Source organism: Kaistia granuli DSM 23481 (assembly GCF_000380505.1).
GTDB lineage: Bacteria > Pseudomonadota > Alphaproteobacteria > Rhizobiales > Kaistiaceae > Kaistia > Kaistia granuli.
The window spans coordinates 297,133-314,434 of sequence record NZ_AQYH01000010.1 but is presented as its reverse complement, the minus strand read 5'-3'; the positions used below and the strand labels follow the sequence as shown (position 1 = coordinate 314,434).

General features: G+C 63.9%; 10 protein-coding genes and 2 tRNA genes. 7 read left to right on the top strand and 5 right to left on the bottom strand.

The window, feature by feature from the left end:
- Nucleotide 1 precedes the first annotated feature (1 nt).
- Nucleotides 2-859 (top strand): branched-chain amino acid ABC transporter permease, encoded by an 858-nt coding sequence (locus tag G342_RS0116630; protein ID WP_018184298.1) that lies wholly within the window; start codon nt 2-4, stop codon nt 857-859.
- The gene (locus G342_RS24430) at nt 856-1,821 is read left to right on the top strand and encodes a branched-chain amino acid ABC transporter permease (protein ID WP_083931255.1); all 966 of its coding nucleotides are present in this window, start codon (nt 856-858) and stop codon (nt 1,819-1,821) included. Before G342_RS0116630 ends, G342_RS24430 begins: the two co-directional genes overlap by 4 nt.
- A 359-nt stretch (nt 1,822-2,180) precedes the next feature.
- Here G342_RS24430 and G342_RS0116620 read toward each other — a convergent pair.
- Nucleotides 2,181-2,257 (bottom strand) — tRNA-Met (locus tag G342_RS0116620).
- A 569-nt stretch (nt 2,258-2,826) separates the two neighbouring features.
- Between G342_RS0116620 and aspT the strand changes: the two genes are divergently transcribed.
- From aspT to G342_RS0116600, 4 genes are all read left to right on the top strand, one after another.
- A complete protein-coding gene (gene aspT / locus G342_RS0116615) occupies nt 2,827-4,518 on the top strand; it encodes an aspartate-alanine antiporter (protein WP_018184296.1) in 1,692 nt (563 codons plus the stop codon).
- A gap of 10 nt (nt 4,519-4,528) precedes the next feature.
- Nucleotides 4,529-6,142 carry a bifunctional aspartate transaminase/aspartate 4-decarboxylase gene (locus G342_RS0116610; protein ID WP_018184295.1) on the top strand — a complete coding sequence of 538 codons (1,614 nt, stop codon included), beginning with the start codon at nt 4,529-4,531 and terminating at the stop codon, nt 6,140-6,142.
- Nucleotides 6,143-6,236: 94 nt separating this feature from the next.
- A complete protein-coding gene (locus G342_RS24420) occupies nt 6,237-8,408 on the top strand; it encodes an AAA family ATPase (RefSeq protein ID WP_051094280.1) in 2,172 nt (723 codons plus the stop codon).
- Nucleotides 8,405-9,703 (top strand): McrC family protein, encoded by a 1,299-nt coding sequence (locus G342_RS0116600; RefSeq protein ID WP_018184293.1) that lies wholly within the window; start codon nt 8,405-8,407, stop codon nt 9,701-9,703. The genes G342_RS24420 and G342_RS0116600 overlap by 4 nt, the downstream gene beginning before the upstream one ends.
- Nucleotides 9,704-9,820: 117 nt before the next feature.
- Here G342_RS0116600 and G342_RS0116595 read toward each other — a convergent pair.
- Both G342_RS0116595 and aspS read right to left on the bottom strand, forming a co-directional pair.
- Nucleotides 9,821-9,897, bottom strand: a tRNA-Met gene (locus tag G342_RS0116595).
- Between the two features lie 119 nt (nt 9,898-10,016).
- Nucleotides 10,017-11,798: an aspartate--tRNA ligase gene (gene aspS, locus G342_RS0116590; protein WP_018184292.1), complete on the bottom strand. Its 1,782-nt coding sequence runs from the start codon at nt 11,796-11,798 to the stop codon at nt 10,017-10,019.
- 430 nt (nt 11,799-12,228) lie between these two features.
- Between aspS and rnd the strand changes: the two genes are divergently transcribed.
- Nucleotides 12,229-13,407: a ribonuclease D gene (gene rnd, locus G342_RS0116585; protein ID WP_018184291.1), complete on the top strand. Its 1,179-nt coding sequence runs from the start codon at nt 12,229-12,231 to the stop codon at nt 13,405-13,407.
- A 74-nt stretch (nt 13,408-13,481) separates the two neighbouring features.
- Here the strand turns inward: rnd and ppx are convergent, their stop codons facing one another.
- Together ppx and G342_RS0116575 are read right to left on the bottom strand one after the other, a co-directional pair.
- Nucleotides 13,482-14,948 carry an exopolyphosphatase gene (ppx, locus tag G342_RS24415; protein ID WP_342665174.1) on the bottom strand — a complete coding sequence of 489 codons (1,467 nt, stop codon included), beginning with the start codon at nt 14,946-14,948 and terminating at the stop codon, nt 13,482-13,484.
- Nucleotides 14,949-15,030: 82 nt separating this feature from the next.
- A complete protein-coding gene (locus G342_RS0116575) occupies nt 15,031-17,229 on the bottom strand; it encodes an RNA degradosome polyphosphate kinase (RefSeq protein WP_018184289.1) in 2,199 nt (732 codons plus the stop codon).
- Nucleotides 17,230-17,302: the final 73 nt, after the last annotated feature.

Genomic DNA, 17,302 nt, shown 5'->3' with positions numbered 1-17,302 from the left:
GATGGCGACATTCTTCGGTCTGGGGCTCGACGCCCTGAACTACATCTCGGTCCTGCTGCTGGTCTGCATCGGGCTGGTGGTCATCTTCGGCCTGATGCAGGTGATCAACCTCGCCCATGGCGAATTCTTCCTGCTCGGCGCCTATACGGTGCTGGTGGCGCAGGGCGTCGGCGTGCCGTTCTTTCTGGCGGTGCCTATGGCCTTCGTCGCCGTCGCGATCGTCGGGTTGCTATGCGACGCCGCGATCCTGCGCTTCATCTATGACAGGCCCGTCGACACGATCCTCGCGACATGGGGCCTGTCGCTGGCGATCCGCCAGGCGATTGTCATCGTGTTTGGCGCGCAATCGCAGCAGGTGATCGCGCCGCTGACGGAGCCGGTCCAGTTTCTCGGCGTCTCCTACTCGTCCTACCGGCTGGTGGTGATGCTGATCGCCATCCTGGTCGCGCTCGCGGTGTTCCTGGTGCTGTACCGTACCTCCATCGGCCTCGCCGCCCGTGCGGCCATGGCCAACCGCCAGATGGCGCAGTGCCTCGGCATCAACATGCGCCGCCTCGATCGGACCACCTTCAGCGTCGGCGCGGGTCTCGCCGGCCTCTCCGGCGCGGTGATGGCGCCGCTGATGAGCGTCGATCCGCAGATGGGCATGGGCTTCGTCCTGCCCGCCTTCCTGTCGATCCTGGTCGGTGGCGTCGGAAGTCCGGTCGGCGCGATCTGGGGTTCCGTCGTCATCGGCGGCTCGACGACGCTGGTGTCCGCCTGGTGGACCCCCGTCGTGGCGCAGATCGTGGTGTTCCTGCTGGCGATCGTCACCATCCGCTTCCTTCCCACCGGTCTGTCGGGGCTTCGCCGCAAATGATGGTTCGTCTTCTTCCGACACTCGCGGTCTGGGCCGTACTTGCGCTGCTGCCGCTGCTTCTGGGTCATTGGGAGCTCGCCATGTTCGGCCAGCTCCTGATCTATGGCATTGCCGCGATCAGCCTCGCCTTCATCTGGGGACAGGGCGGCCTGGTGAGCTTCGGCCAGGCACTGTTCTTCGGCGCCGGCGCCTACGCCATGTCGCTGACCGCCAAGGGGATGCTGCCGGGCATCCCGGCCTCGCCCTGGCTCGGCCTGCTGCTGGCCATCGCCGCCGGTACCGCGTTCGGCGGACTGGTCGGCGCGGCGCTGTTCTTCGGCAAGGGACTGCGCACCGCCTATTTCGGCATCATCACCATCGCCGCCGCGGTCATCGCCGAGCGGGTGACGACCAACTGGCGCTTCATCGGCGGCTTCAACGGCATCCTCGACGTGCCGCCGCTGCCCCTGCCCGGCGGACTCGATAGCGCCGACCCGCTGGCCGGCTACCTTCTCGTGCTGGGCTTCGCGCTGCTTGCCTTCCTGTTCCTGCTCGCCGTCGAGCGCTCGCCCTATGGCACGGTGCTGCGCGGCATACGCTGCGACGAGCGCCGCATCATGAGCCTCGGCTATTTCGTACCGCTTTGGAAAATGGTGGCGCTGGCCCTCTCGGGCGGTGTCGCCGGGCTCGCCGGCGGACTGTTCGCCACGCAGTTCAACTTCGTCTCGCCGGCCGTGATCGGCCTGGCGCTGTCGACGGAGATCCTGATCTGGGCGGCGGTCGGCGGCAAGGGCGTGCTGATGGCGGCCTTCATCGGTGCCATCGGCGTCAAGTACATGGAAGGCTATCTCTCGGAGACCATCGGCAATTACTGGCTGCTGGTGACCGGCGTTGCCTTCATCGCCGTGGTCGTGCTTTTCCCGGAGGGCCTACTGGGCCGCTTCTTCAAGCTGCCGCCGCCCTATCGACTGCGCCGGGACTAGTCCCGGCGGACGGGCGACCGAACAGCTCGACCATCCGGATCGAGGGCGAGATCCGGGTGCCGGCCCAAGATGTCGGCATCCGGACCGAGCGCAGAGCTGCCAGCTATTGTCCATTGCCGGCGCCTCGTTCGAAATGTCGCGCGTGCCGATCGCCAAGCGCTGGAGGCTGGCCTCGACGTCTCGCTGAGGGCCAGCGCGCCGCTGGGCGCCGCCTGCTCCGGCCAGTTCGCCGACGAGGTTTCGGCACATTCAAGATCAACGGGAAACTCCAGGCGCCAGCCTGGCAGCGATGGCCGCTGGCGGGGGCCCTGGACGAACAAAAAGCCCCGGATCTTGCGATCCAGGGCTTTTCGTCATGCTGGTTGCGGGGACCAGATTTGAACTGATGACCTTCAGGTTATGAGCCTGACGAGCTACCGGGCTGCTCCACCCCGCGTCACGCGCTTCGTCTTTCGTCGTCGCGCAGTGGTGATATAGGAGGTCGAACCGCCGTTTGGAACCCCATGACCCAAATTAATCGCCGTTATACACGACGATCAGACCGGCGCCGCCTGTTGCGTAGCCAGACGGAATCCATACCACGACGCGGCTTCGGACGCCCACGCCGGCCGCATCTTGGCGGTTGCGTGGAAAAACAGGACGTGCACCCGCTCGCACAACCACTGGAACGAACAGGGCCGGTTGCGAAATGGACCAAAATCCCCGCTGTATTGATCACGCATCCGCCTGATCATCGTGCTGACGGACTTTCCCGATATTCAGCCTGCCGCCGCCTCATGATTGCCGCCCGCATGGCGAACCTGCGTCACATCCGGGTTCGACCCGAGACGGCCTGCCGAAACGTCACCACAACTTAGAAAATGCCCAAGGACATATAGCCACCGTTTTGTCTTGATTACCGTCAACTCAAGAAGAAAATTTGCTCCGATTGTCGAATGAGTCTTTGTTATTTGACATTGGAGTGTTTTGATATCCAGCTATAGGCCAACTTCGTTGGAGGTCGCGATGAACTGGATTCACGAGATTTTTCGACAGTCTCCGGAGATTGCGCTCTTTCTATCTCTGGCCGGCGGTTATGCCATCGGCAAGATCCAGTTCGGCAAATTCCAGCTGGGCGGCGTCGCCGGCTCGCTGCTGGTCGCCGTGCTGATCAGCCAGGTCGGCGTCACCATCGACAACGGCGTCAAGTCGGTCCTCTTCGCGCTCTTCATCTACGCGGTCGGCTTCGAGAGCGGGCCGCAGTTCTTCCGCTCGCTCGGCCGTCACTCGGTGCGCGAGATCGCCATGGCGGTCGTCCTCGCCGTCAGCGGGCTGATCACCGTCGTGGTACTGGCGCGGATGTTCGGCCTCGACAAGGGCCTCGCGGCCGGCATCGCCGCCGGCGGCCTCACGCAATCCGCGATCATCGGCACGGCCAGCTCGGCGATCGGCAAGCTTGGCCTCGCCGCCGAGGAAGTGCAGCGCCTGCAGGGCAACGTCGCCGTCGGCTATGCCGTCACCTACATCTTCGGTTCGTTTGGCGCGATCCTCGTCTGCGTCAACCTGCTGCCCTGGCTGATGGGGCGCAGCATCCGCGACGACGCGATCAAGGCAGAGGCGGAGATGCTCGCCGGCGTTCGCGTCTATGGCCCCGGCGAGGTCCCCGCCGCACCCGATCTGGTCGGCCGCATCTATCGGGTCGGCCGGGCCGCCGGCCAGACGGTCGCCGAAGTCGAGGCGACGGCACCGGGCGAGGCCCCATTCACGCTCGAGCGGATCAAGCGCAACGGCAAGCTGATCGGCGTAGAGCCCAATCTTCCCCTCGCCAATGGCGACATCGTTCTGCTGGTCGGCCGGCGCGCCGGCGTGGTCGCGGCCGCTCAGGCGATCGGCACCGAACTGCAATCGTCCGAAGGCATGGATGTCGTCGTGGCGATGCGCGACGTCACCATCAACAGCCCGGAATTCGTCGACAAGACGATCGCCGAGATCCGGGCCCTCGCCGGGGCGGATCTCCGCCACGGCATCTATGTCGTCGGCGTCAAGCGCGCCGACAAGCCGCTGGCGATGCAGCCGGAAACCAAGATCGAGGCCGGCGACGTCGTAACGCTCTACGGCACCGATCAGGACCTGCAGCGCGCGGCCAAGTCGATTGGCACGGTCATCCTGCCGAGCGACAAGACGGACTTCGTCTTCCATGGCCTCGGCCTGGTCGTCGGCCTTCTCGTCGGATTGGCCGTGGTTCGCATCGGTTCCATCCCGCTGACGCTCGGCAGCGGCGGCGGCGCCCTGCTGTCCGGCCTGCTGTTCGGCTGGTACCGCAGCCGAAACCTCGCCATCGGCAACATGCCGACGGCCGCCTCGACCTTGCTGCGCGATCTCGGCCTCGCCGGCTTCGTCGCCGTCGTCGGCCTACAGTCCGGCCAGCAGGCGGTTCAGACCGTCATGTCGCACGGGCTTTCCATCTTCCTGATCGGCGTCGTCGTCACCATCCTGCCGTTGGTCATCACGATGCTGTTCGGCCGCTACGTGCTGAAATACGACAACACCGCGATCTTCGCCGGTGCTCTGTCCGGCTCGCGCAGCGCCAATCCCGCCTTCGGCGAGGTGCTCGACAAGGCCGGAAACTCCATCCCGACCACGCCCTTCGCCATCACCTACGCGCTTGCCAACGTGTTCCTGACATTGCTCGGCCCTTTGGTCGTCGCATTCGCCTGAGGAGAACGTCATGTCCCGCAACGACTATAGCCAGTACGCCAAACTCAGCCCGTTCGAGCTCAAGGACGCGCTGATCAAAGTGGCGTCGAGCGACGAGAACCGCCTGATCCTGAATGCCGGCCGCGGCAATCCCAATTTCCTGGCGACGCTGCCGCGCCGGGCCTTCTTCCGGCTCGGCCTGTTCGCCGTGGCGGAGGCCGAGCTGTCCTTCTCCTATATGGAGAACGGCGTCGGCGGCCTGCCGAAGATCGAAGGAATCGAGGGGCGCTTCGAGCGCTACATCGCGGAGAATCGCGACCAGCCCGGCGTCGTGTTCCTAGGCCGGGCGCTCAGCTATGTCCGCGACCAGCTCGGCCTCTCCGCCTCGGACTTCCTGCATGAGGTGGTCGAAGGCATTCTCGGCTGCAACTATCCGGTGCCGCCGCGGATGCTCCGGATCAGCGAAGAGATCGTCAAGCACTACATCGTCAAGGAAATGGTCGGCGGCTTCCTCAGCTCCGGCGACATCGACCTGTTCGCGGTCGAGGGCGGCACCGCCGCCATGACCTATATCTTCGACACGCTGAAGCAGAACAAGCTGATCGCCGAGGGCGATACGGTCGCCATCGGCATGCCGGCCTTCACGCCCTATATCGAAATTCCCGAGCTCAACAACTACCGGCTGAAACAAATCCACATCAACGCCGATCCAGCGGCCGAGTGGCAGTATCCCGACAGCGAGATCGACAAGCTGCTCGACAAGGACGTTAAGATCTTCTTCTGCATCAATCCGAGCAATCCGCCCTCGGTGAAGATGGACGACCGCAGCCTGGAGCGGATCGCCAAGATCGTCGCCGAGAAGCGGCCGGACCTGATGATCCTGACCGACGACGTCTACGGCACCTTTGCCGACGACTTCAAATCGCTGTTCGCCTCCTGCCCCGCCAATACGCTGCTGGTCTATTCCTTCTCGAAATATTTCGGCGCGACGGGCTGGCGGCTCGGCGTGATCGCGATGCAGCGCGGCAATATCTACGACGACAAGCTCGCCGCCCTGCCTAAGGCCGCCAAGGCCGAGCTGGACGAGCGCTATTCGTCGCTCGTCCCGAAGGTCTCGGAGCTCAAATTCCTCGACCGTCTGGTCGCCGACAGCCGGACCGTGGCACTCAACCACACGGCGGGCCTGTCGACGCCGCAGCAGGTCCAGATGGTGCTGTTCTCGCTGTTCGCCCTGATGGACGAAAGCGACGGCTACAAGGCGGAGGTGAAGAAGCTGATCCGCCGGCGCGAGGCCGCGCTCTATCGCGAACTTGGCCTGGCGCCGGAATCGGGCGGCAACCAGGTGGACTACTATACGCTGCTGGATCTCGAGGACATTGCCCGCCGCCTGCATGGCGACGACTTCGCCAACTGGGTGAAGAAAAATGTCTCGCCGACCGAGCTGCTGTTCCGCATCGCCAGCGACACCGGCATCGTGCTGTTGCCCGGCAGCGGCTTCGGCACGAAGCAGCCCGCCGGACGCGCCTCGCTGGCAAACCTCAACGAGTATGAATACGCCAATATCGGCCGCTCGCTGCGCCAGATGGCCGAGCAGGTCTATGAGGTCTACGCCAAGGGAAAAGGCAAGAAGTCCGGCAAGAGCTGAGCCGAGGGCTAACGGCGCGATGAAACTTTCTGTCCGAACTCTCCTCAAGTCATGGCAGCGTGATCTATGATCGGCCTGCCGGGGGGATCCACGAATGAAAGAACAGGAATTCAGCGAATGGCTGGAGGCTGGTGGCGCGCAGACTAAAGCGGGCCGCCAATCGCGCAAATCCGCCGTCAAAGCAATCGAACGTAAGCTCGTTGAATTGGGCTCATCTTGTTCTGACCTTGATGCCGCTTGGGAGTTCGACCGCTTCGAACACTTGCGCGAGCGGTTGCGGGGGATGCGACAGAATGCGCGCGACGGCGGCCAAGACTACCGCATCCTGATGCCGGTATCGGAAAGCCCACTCAATCGCCTGTCCAATTGGAACACCTGGCTGGCAAGCTATGGGCGCTTTCTCGACGGAGAAAGCCCAAGAAGCAGCAAGGATGCCGACTGCATCCGGCAATATGTACTCGAGCGCTATATTGAGCCGGCTCGCGACGAAGGCCTCGAAATGATTGACGTTCTGGTTCGCGATGTGCACCAGGCGCTCGACCTCAATCAGGCCTGGGCGAACATCTGCCAGGCGCTGACTGGCCGCAAGATGCAGGAACTAGCCCAAGTTCCAGCCCCAGAGCGGATCGGCGCCGAGCAGAGCCCCGCCACCGTGTTTCGATTCCGGGTGGATGGCCATCCCGTCAATTCGACCATCGTGTCCGACGTCCCAGGAGACAGCACCATGGCCCGACCGACCAACCTCATCCTCTATGGACCGCCAGGCACCGGCAAGACCTTCGCCACGGCGGCAGAGGCCGTGCGCCTTTGCGGCGAGATCGTGCCGGAAGACCGCGACAGTCTGATGGCCAGCTACCAGCGGCTTTGCGACGCCAAGCGCATTGAGTTTGTCACCTTTCATCAGTCGATGTCCTACGAGGACTTCGTGGAGGGCAAGCAGCCGGTGACCGACACGGACGGAGACGGCAACGCCAGCACGGGCTTCCGGCTGGAAACCATTCCCGGGATTTTCCGCCGCATCGCCCGCCGCGCCGAGACAAGCCGGGGGCAATCGGCCGGGCCGAATGCAATCGCGATCGAAGGACGGCAGGTATTCAAGACGTCAATCGGCGAGGCCGCGAATCCCGAGGATGCCTACCTGTTTGAGGAGGCCATTACCGGCGGCTATACCCTTCTTGGTTTCGAAGACATCGACTGGAGTGACGAAAGATACGCCGGCCGCGAAGCGATGATCGAGGCCTGCCGCAAACTGGGTAACTGGCAAGGCGAACTCAACGCGCAGTCGGGACGCGTCCAGATGCCGTTCATATTCCGGAACTGGGTCAATCCAGGCGACATCGTGGTCGCGACAAAGGGCAATGGCCTCTTCAGGGCGATTGGCGAAGTGACAGGCGGCTATGAATTCCATCCTCGCCCGGAGGGCGGATATGCTCATCGGCGCGCTGTGCGCTGGCTTTGGGTTGATCGCGACGGCGTCCCCGTCAGCGAGATCTACAGGCGCAAGTTCAGCATGAGGACGATCTACCTCCTGGAAAAGGAGGAGCTGAATGTGCCCGCTCTCGAGCGTTACATGAACAGCCAACAACCACAGGCCGCCATCGATCCCGACCAGTTCGTTCTCATCATCGACGAAATCAATCGGGCCAACATCTCCAAAGTCTTCGGCGAACTGATAACCCTGCTCGAACCGGACAAGCGGCTCGGGCAGCCGAACCAGCTCAAGGTGCGCCTCCCCTATTCCCCGGACGAATTCGGCGTCCCGGCCAATCTCCACATCGTCGGGACCATGAACACGGCGGACCGCTCGATCGCTTTGCTCGACACGGCGCTGCGCCGTCGGTTCGAGTTTCGGGAACTCATGCCGGACCCAGCGGCACTGAAGAATGCCGCAAGGCGCACCGGCATCGATCTTGCGCAGCTGCTGGCCACGATCAACGAGCGAATTGAGTATTTGTTCGACCGCGAACATCAGATCGGCCACGCCTATTTCATGAATTGCGAGACACGAGGCGATGTCGATGCCGTCATGCGACACAAGATCATCCCGCTGCTCGCGGAATACTTCTACGAGGACTGGAGCAAGATCGCCGCGGTCGTCGGCGACGCGGAGGCGCACGAAGGGTCGATCCGCGGCGGCTTTCTCAACCGTACAGTCCTGAAGCCGCCGCCAGGTCTCGACAATGCCGTCGAGTCCGCCGGACGATTCCGCTGGTCGCTGCGCAGCCATGAGGATGGGTTCGACTACACACGACTGGTTTCAGCGTGATCCGGCGCACGCTCCTGGAGTGGGGGCGCCTCGCTTACGGGGATTGCGATAACACCATCCCCGAGCCCGCGGCCGCTCGCCTCGCAGCGGTGGCACAGGCATCGACCTTCGCCGCCAGCGGATCGGGCGTGCTCGACCATGGCCGTCAGTATCTGCGCGCTCGCGGGGTCGTCGGAGTCCTCGCCGCGCCCGGTTGTCAGCTTGAGATCCTGCCCAAGATCGAAGGGCTGGACGAGACGGGCGTCACGGATGCCCCCACGCTCCGGCATCGCCTGATACACATGCTCGCGGTGGCGCAGGACATTCGCGTCGATGTCAGCGAACTGGCGCATCTGGGCTGGCAACGCGACACGGTACTCGAAGTTCTGATCCGCCTGTTCTGCCGCAAGCTTACCGATGCGATACGCCAGGGTATGCCGCGGCGCTATGTTGCCGATGAGGAAGACCGCCCTTCCCTGCGTGGTCGGCTCAACCTGACGCGTCAGTTCTCGGTGCTTGCGGCAGCGCCCCAAAAACTCGCCTGCCGGTTCGACACGCTATCGCCCGACATTGCGCTCAATCAGGTGATGAAGGCGGCCGTCGCGCGACTGTCGCGCTTGGCCCAGGCGGCAGACAATCAACGCACCCTGCGGGAGCTTGCCTTCGCCTACACCGACATCACCGAGGTCACGCCAGCTGCATTGCCCTGGGACACAATCGTGCTCGATCGCACCAACGAGCGATGGCGGGAACTGCTCGCCCTTGCCCGACTTCTGCTGGCAAGCCGCCACCAGCAGACCAGTGGCGGCGCTATCGATGGGCACGCGCTGCTGTTCGAGATGAATGTGCTGTTCGAGGCATATATCGCACGCCTGCTGAGGCGCACACTGGCAGGCACCGACCTCAGCGTCACCACGCAGGGAGGTCACCGAGACTGCCTCTATGAAGGCGAAACCGGTCGCTTTCGCACGCAGCCCGATATCATCGTACGCAGTGGCAACGAAATGGTCCTCATCATCGACACCAAGTGGAAGCGAATGACGTCACGGATCGATGACCCCAAGCAGGGCGTCAGCCAGGCTGACGTGTACCAGCTCATGGCCTATGGGCAGCTCTATGACTGCTCGCGCACCATGCTCCTCTATCCGCACCACGGTGAACTCGGCGCGGCGGCGCAGCTTCAAAACTACGCGATTGCTGCGAAGTCTAGTGGCCGAACACTCACAATAGCCACCATGGACGTGGCATCCGGACCAATGAAGGTAAAAGAGGCGCTCGGGAAACTCGTCGCCACGTGCCTGACGCCCACCGCTTGATGAAGGCATAGGAACCGACCGCTTGAGGCTGTGTGCATCAAGTCCTGCGAATTCCGGGCGGATGCCGCCATAGAAAAAGCCCCGGATCTTGCGATCCGGGGCTTTTTTTTATAATGCTGGTTGCGGGGACCAGATTTGAACTGATGACCTTCAGGTTATGAGCCTGACGAGCTACCGGGCTGCTCCACCCCGCGTCACGCGCGACGCCTGTCGACGTCGCGCAGTGGTGATATAGACGGACACCCCTCGTTTGTGAACCCCGGCTAAAGAACTATTCGCCGTCGTCCACAGGCTGGCGCCCGCCTCCTGCCGATCAGCTCGGCAGGTTCAGGCGGATGTGCAACTCGCGCAGCGCCTTCGGTGTCGGATCGCTCGGTGCGCCCATCAGCAGGTCTTCCGCCTGCTGGTTCATCGGGAACAGCGTGATCTCGCGCAGGTTCTGCGCGCCGCAGAGCAGCATGACGATGCGGTCGACGCCGGCGGCCATGCCGCCATGCGGCGGCGCACCGTACTGGAACGCACGGTAGAGACCGCCGAAATCACGCTCGACGTCCTCCTTCGAACGGCCGACCAGCTCGAACGCCTTGACCATCGTCTCCGGCAGCTGGTTGCGGATCGAGCCTGAAGCGATCTCGAAACCATTGCAGACGGCGTCGTACTGATACGCCTTGATCGTCAACGGATCCTGGTTCGTCAGCGCCTCGATGCCGCCCTGCGGCATGGAGAACGGGTTGTGCGCAAAATCGAGCGTCTTCGTCTCCTCGTCCCATTCGTAGAACGGGAAGTCGACGATCCAGCAGAGCTCGAACCGGTCCTTGTCGACGAGGTTCAGGTCCGTGCCGACGCGGGTGCGCGCATCGCCGGCGAACTTGTAGAACTTCGTGGGATCGCCGGCGACGAAGAAGACGGCGTCGCCATCCTCCAGGCCGAGCTGGACGCGGATCGCCTCGGTGCGCTCCGGGCCGATGTTCTTGGCAACCGGACCGGCGCCCTCGAGAACGTCGTTCTCGGTGCGCCAGAAGATGTAGCCAAGGCCGGGCTGGCCCTGGCCCTGAGCCCAGGAGTTCATGCGGTCGCAGAAGGCTCTGGAGCCGCCGGTCTTGGCCGGGATCGCCCAGACCTCGGCCTTCGGGTCCGCCTCGATCATGCGGGCGAACACCTTGAAGCCGGAACCGGCGAAATGCTCGGTGACGGCCTGCATCTCGATCGGGTTGCGCAGGTCCGGCTTGTCCGAACCATAGGTGCGGATCGCCGTGTCATAGGGAATGCGGCGGAACTTCTGGCTGACCGGCTTGCCGTCGGCGAACTTCTCGAAGATGCCGCGCAGAACCGGCTCCATCGTGTTCCAGACGTCTTCCTGGGTGACGAAGCTCATCTCGAGGTCGAGCTGGTAGAATTCGCCCGGCAGGCGGTCGGCGCGCGGGTCCTCGTCGCGGAAGCAGGGCGCGATCTGGAAGTAGCGGTCGAAGCCGGCCATCATCAAGAGCTGCTTGAACTGCTGGGGCGCCTGCGGCAACGCGTAAAACTTGCCAGGATGGATGCGCGACGGCACCAGGAAGTCGCGCGCGCCTTCCGGCGACGACGCGGTCAGGATCGGCGTCGTGTACTCGTGGAAGCCGATCTCGGTCATGCGCTCGCGCATCGCGGCGATGATCTGCGTGCGCTTGACGATGTTGGCGTGCAGCGTTTCGCGACGCAGGTCGAGGAAGCGGTACTTGAGGCGGATGTCTTCCGGATATTCCGGCTCGCCGAACACCGGCAGCGGCAGCTCCCTGGCCGCGCCCAGAACCTCGATCTCGTTCGCAAAGAGCTCGATCTGGCCGGTGGCGAGGTTGGCGTTGACCGTCTCGGGCGTACGCTTTTTCACGACACCGTCGATCCGGATGCACCATTCGGAACGAACCGCCTCAGCCACCTTGAAGGCCGGCGAGTCGGGATCGCAGACAATCTGCGTCAGGCCGTAATGATCGCGCAGATCAATGAAAAGCAAGCCGCCGTGATCTCGCACACGATGGACCCAGCCCGAGAGACGGACGGTCTCGCCCGCATGGGTCTCGCGGAGTTGTCCGCAGGTATGGGTGCGATAGCGGTGCATGGTGCTGGGATCCGGTTTGGTCTGGCGTCAACAGGGCATGCGCATAGATCGGCTGACAAGATATATCCGCACGCGCGCGGAAGAACACACGAGGGTCCGGCTTTGTCAAGAACGGGGCGTGGAGACGCCCCCTTGCAATCCCGGAACGCCTCCCCATCTAGGTTTCATCCCAGCCACTCCATACGGGCCGCGCGCCGCAAGGCGCCGCAGTCCGAACGATCGGGTCAGGACGGATGTACTCCGGCCCTATCGGTTGGCTCGCGACTGACTAGTCGTCGCGCGCCATGGCGGGATTTGGATTGCCCAGGCCCGCAGTCGATGCATGAGGCGCTTTCTCCTGGCGCCCGGCGTCGCCGGAGCCTGGGCTCTCTCCATCTGTGATTCAGCCTCCCCCGCGACAAGCCGTTCCGGCTGCGCTATTAGAAGCTTCATGACCGATATTATTACGACAACAGAAGCCCTCGCCGCCGCCTGCGATCGCCTATCCCGGTACGAATTCGTCACTGTCGATACCGAGTTCATGCGCGAGACCACCTACTGGCCGAAGCTTTGCATCATCCAGATCGCAAGCACGGACGAAGCGGTGATCATCGACGCCGAAGCTCCCGGTCTCGACCTCGCGCCCTTCTTCGCGCTGATGGCCAACGACAAGGTGGTGAAGGTATTCCATGCCGCCCGGCAGGACATCGAGATCGTCTGGCATCTCGGCGGCATCCTCCCCCATCCGATCTTCGACACCCAGGTCGCGGCCATGGTGTGCGGCTTCGGCGAATCGATCAGCTATGATCAGCTCGTCGGGCGCATCACCGGCCACCCGATCGACAAGTCGTCGCGCTTCACCGACTGGAGCCGCCGTCCGCTGACGCCGCAGCAGGTCGAGTATGCCATCGCCGACGTCACCCACCTGCGCGACGTCTATCTGTCGCTAAAGCAGAAGCTCGACAAGCAGAACCGCAACGAGTGGGTCGCGGAAGAAATGAACGTCCTGACGTCGGTGGAGACCTATCAGGTCGATCCCGCCAATGTCTGGAAGCGTCTCAAGATGCGGATCAAGAAGCCGCTGCAACTGGCGGTCCTGATGGAGGTCGCTGCCTGGCGCGAGCGCGAGGCGCAGGCCCGCGATGTGCCGCGCGGCCGCATCCTGAAGGACGACGCCGTCTACGAGATCGCCGAGCAGCATCCGACCACCGCCGAGGCGCTGGCCCGGCTGCGCACGATTCCGCGCGGCTTCGAGCGGTCGCGCACCGCAGAGGATATCCTCGCCGCCGTCAAGCGCGCCGTCGACCTGCCGAAGGACAAACTGCCGAAAGTGCCGAAGGTAAAGCCGGCCTCGGACGGCAATGGCGCCGCGGTCGACCTGCTCAAGGTGTTGCTGAAGATGACCAGCGAGGAACACGGCGTCGCCGCCCGCGTGATCGCGACCGTCGATGACCTCGAGGCGATCGCCGGCGACAGCAATGCCGACGTTGCGCCGCTGCAGGGCTGGCGCCGCGAGCTGTTCGGCGAACAGGCGCTGAAGCTGAAGCGCGGCGACATTTCGCTGCGACTCGACGGCCGCAGGGTGACGATTGTCGGCGACGAGCCGAAGCCGGCCATCGAAGCAGCCTGATCCCGCGCTGACGCGAGCAGAATATCAAAGCGCCGACGGTCCGCCGTCGGCGCTTTCTTTTTGTCCGGCCGGGTTCAGTCGATATCTTCGACGACGATGGCGGGCTTCAGTGCGCCCAGCTTCGCCAATTGCGCGACGCGGCGCTGCAGGCGGCTGCCGGCGAGCATCGCCCGATCCGGCGGCAGGACCAATGTCAACTGATCGCCACGAACCTCGATCCGCGTGCGCGGAATGACACCCGCCATCGATCCCGAGACGAGATAGGCGACACGAAGCGCGGCGCCCAGCGCGCGAGCGCGCTCGATCAATCGCGTCGTCGCCAGTTCGCGGATGCGCGAGGAGAGGTGCTCGTCGACCAGGCCCTCGTGGCGATAGTAGTTGGCCAGCGCGAGATAGGCGCGGCCCGGATGGTCGATGCCGACGAACGAGCCATGGGCGATCAGATTGAGGCTCTGCTCGCCGCGATAGTCGGGATGGGCGCGCCAGCCGATGTCGGCGAGCAGGCAAGCAGCGGTGCGCAACCGCGCTTCCTCGGCCGTCTCGTCAATGCCGACGGCCGCCAGCGCCAGGCCGGTCCAAGGTCCGAGCTCGCGTACATGGCCGGGCGAACGTGAGCGCAGCAGCGCCAGCTCCTCGGCGGCGGAGATCAACGGATCGGTCGCCCGCGTCTCTTCATCGAGCAGGTCGTAGAGCAGCCCTTCGCGAACGCCCAGCGCCGACAGAATGATCACCGACGGCTTCATCACGCGGATGACCTGCTCCAGCACGATGGCGCCATAGGGCAGCAGCAGGCGACGGCTCTTCGAGACTGCCTCGATCGAATCGAGCGACTCCGCATCGCGGCGTGCCACCATCCGGCAGAAGTCGAGCGCCTCGTCCGCCGGTATCGCATATTCATGCATGATGTGGAGCGGATAGCCCTTCTGGCGCATGTGCAGGCGCGCCAGGGACCGCCAGGTGCCGCCGATCGCGTAGAAGGGCCTGCCCTCCCCCTTCGCCAGAACGGCGGAGTTGGCCAGCGCATCCGTGGCGATCTTCTCGGCCTTCTTCAGCGTCTTCTCGGACATTTCCTCCAGACGCAGACCACCCAGCGGGAAAGTCTCGCCAAGACCGATTTTCTTGCCCTGTATATCAACGACCTCAAGGCTGCCGCCGCCGAGATCGCCGGCGATGCCATCCGGGTCGTGAATGCCCGAGAGCACGCCCATGGCAGAGAGCCGCGCCTCCTCGGGTCCGCTGAGCAGGGATACGTCGGCGCCGGTGATTTCCTCGACCTGCGCCAGGAAAGCGGCGCCGTTCGAGGCCTCGCGCGCCGCCGCCGTCGCCAGGACATGGACGGACTGGACCTGCATCTGGTCGCAAAGGCCCATGAACCGGCGCATCGCGGCGAGCGCCGCTTCGACAGCCTGATCGTTGAGCTTACCGGTTCCGGCGATGCCACGACCGAGGCCGGCCAGTTCCTTTTCATTGAAGAGGGCCATCGGCGACCGGCTCAAGCGCTCATAGACGACGAGGCGAACCGAGTTCGAGCCGATATCGATGATCGCGACGGGACCGCTGCCCTTCAGCCGTCCCGGCGCATACTCATGTGCGACCGCATCCCCCTGGATTACGGTGTCGGACTCAAGGCTTGGCAGGTCGGCTCCCGATGGACCGAGGCGAGCTGGTTTTGAGCGATTTTCCACGGCCTGAGAGACTCGGGTTTGTCATGAAATAGGACTGGGCGTTGAAGACTTCATCGCCCTTGCGCGGCACGATCCTTTGCGACGTTCCGTCAGGCTGGATCTCCCAACTCTGCTGGTTGTCCTTCAGGTTAGCGACCATGATCTGATCGAGCACCTGTTCGTGCACGGTCGGATTCAGCATCGGGATCATCGCTTCCACGCGACGATCGAGGTTCCGCGGCATCATGTCTGCTGATCCGATATAAACGATCGCTTCCGGCGAGGGCAACCCGTGGCCATTGCCGAAACAGAGAATGCGGGCGTGCTCCAGGAACCGCCCGACGATCGAACGGGCCCGAATCCGATCCGAAAGCCCGGGCACGCCCGGCCGCAGACAACAGATGCCGCGGATGACGAGTTCGATGTCGACCCCGGCGCGGCTGGCGTCATAGAGCGCGTCGATGATCTGGGGATCGACGAGCGAATTCATCTTCATCCAGATCGCGCCGGGCCGTCCAGCCTTCACATGATCGATTTCGGCATAGATCAGATCGAGAATGCGCTTGCGCAGGAAATGCGGCGAGGTCGACAGCCGCTCGATCTCGACCGGCTCCGTATAGCCGGTGATGTAATTGAAGATGCGCGCGACATCGCGGGCGATGGCCGGATCGTCCGAGAAATAGGACAGATCCGTGTACACACGGGCGGTGATCGGGTGGTAGTTGCCCGTGCCGATATGCACGTAGCTGATGAGCTGGCCGTTCTCGCGACGGACGACGAGCGACAGCTTGGCATGGGTCTTCAGCTCGATGAAGCCGTAGACGACCTGGACGCCGGCGCGCTCGAGATCGCGCGCCCACTTGATGTTGGCCTCCTCGTCGAAGCGCGCCTTGAGCTCGACCAGCGCCGTCACCGACTTGCCGGCCTCGGCGGCTTCGGCCAGCGCACGGACGATCGGGCTGTCCTTCGAGGTGCGGTAGAGGGTCTGCTTGATCGCCACCACATCCGGATCGAGCGCCGCCTGGCGCAGATACTGCACCACGACGTCGAAGGATTCGTAAGGATGGTGGACGATCAGGTCCTTCTCGCGGATCGCGGCGAAGCAGTCGCCGCCATTCTCGCGGATCCGCTCGGGGAAACGCGCCTGATAGGGCGGGAACTTCAGGTTCGGCCGATCGATGCCGACCAGCTGCGACAGGTCGTTCAACGCCAGCATGCCGTCGACGAGGAAGATCTCGTCGGGCAGCACGGCGAGCGCGCCGGCGACGAAGTTCCGCAGCGCGTCCGGCGTCGCCGATTCGATCTCGAGCCGGATGACCGAGCCGCGCCGGCGACGCTTCAGCGCCGTCTCGTAGAAGCGGACAAGATCCTCGGCCTCTTCCTCAACCTCGATGTCGGAGTCGCGAATGATGCGGAAGGCGCCGACGCCCTCGATCGTGTAGCTCGGGAACAGGCGCTGCGTGAACAGCGAGACCGCGTTCTCGAGGCTGATGTAGCGATCGACGCCGGGCTCGGTGGACGGTAGCCGGATGAAGCGATCGAGCGTCATCGGCACGCGCAGCAGCGCGGTCATCCGGTTGCCCGTCGCCGGCCGCACCAACTGCATGACCAGCGAGAAGCCGAGATTGGGAATGAACGGGAACGGATGGGCCGGATCGATGGCGAGCGGCGTCAGGACCGGAAACACCGAGTCCATGAAATAGCCCTCGAGCCAGCTCCGCTCGCTGTCCTTCAGACCGGCCGGATCGGTGAGCATGATGCCGGAAATGGCCAGCTCGCCGCGAAGTTCGGCCCAGCGGGTCTGCTGATCGGAGGCGAGCGTCGACACGGCGTCGGCGATGCGAACCAGTTGCTCGCTCGGCGTCAGGCCGTCGTCGCTGGTCATGCTGACGCCTTCGCGCTGCTGGCCCCGGAGGCCGGCGACGCGCACCATGAAGAACTCGTCGAGATTGTTGGCCGAGATCGACAGGAAACGCAGCCGCTCGAGCAGCGGGTGATGGCTGTTGCCGGCCTCTTCGAGCACGCGGCGATTGAACTCCAGCCAGGAAAGCTCCCGGTTGATGAAGCGCTCCGGGCTGTGGCGCAGCCTGTCCGCCTCCTCGGCCTCGACCTTGATGGCAGCCAAGGCAACCTTGGCGTCGGGGTTCTTCTGGTCCATCACCGCTCTTCCACTCGCGTTTCCCGGCAGGATACACGCGAATTGTGACAATTGCGTCCTGCTCAGGCGGCAA

Excerpts from the sequence above, each read along its gene's own strand:
- aspS (WP_018184292.1), bottom strand. The coding sequence starts at position 11,798 with ATGCACCGCTATCGCACCCATACCTGCGGACAACTCCGCGAGACCCAT.
- G342_RS0116610 (WP_018184295.1), top strand. The coding sequence starts at position 4,529 with ATGTCCCGCAACGACTATAGCCAGTACGCCAAACTCAGCCCGTTCGAG.
- G342_RS24420 (WP_051094280.1), top strand. The coding sequence starts at position 6,237 with ATGAAAGAACAGGAATTCAGCGAATGGCTGGAGGCTGGTGGCGCGCAG.
- G342_RS0116630 (WP_018184298.1), top strand. The coding sequence starts at position 2 with ATGGCGACATTCTTCGGTCTGGGGCTCGACGCCCTGAACTACATCTCG.
- aspT (WP_018184296.1), top strand. The coding sequence starts at position 2,827 with ATGAACTGGATTCACGAGATTTTTCGACAGTCTCCGGAGATTGCGCTC.
- G342_RS24430 (WP_083931255.1), top strand. The coding sequence starts at position 856 with ATGATGGTTCGTCTTCTTCCGACACTCGCGGTCTGGGCCGTACTTGCG.
- rnd (WP_018184291.1), top strand. The coding sequence starts at position 12,229 with ATGACCGATATTATTACGACAACAGAAGCCCTCGCCGCCGCCTGCGAT.
- G342_RS0116575 (WP_018184289.1), bottom strand. The coding sequence starts at position 17,229 with ATGGACCAGAAGAACCCCGACGCCAAGGTTGCCTTGGCTGCCATCAAG.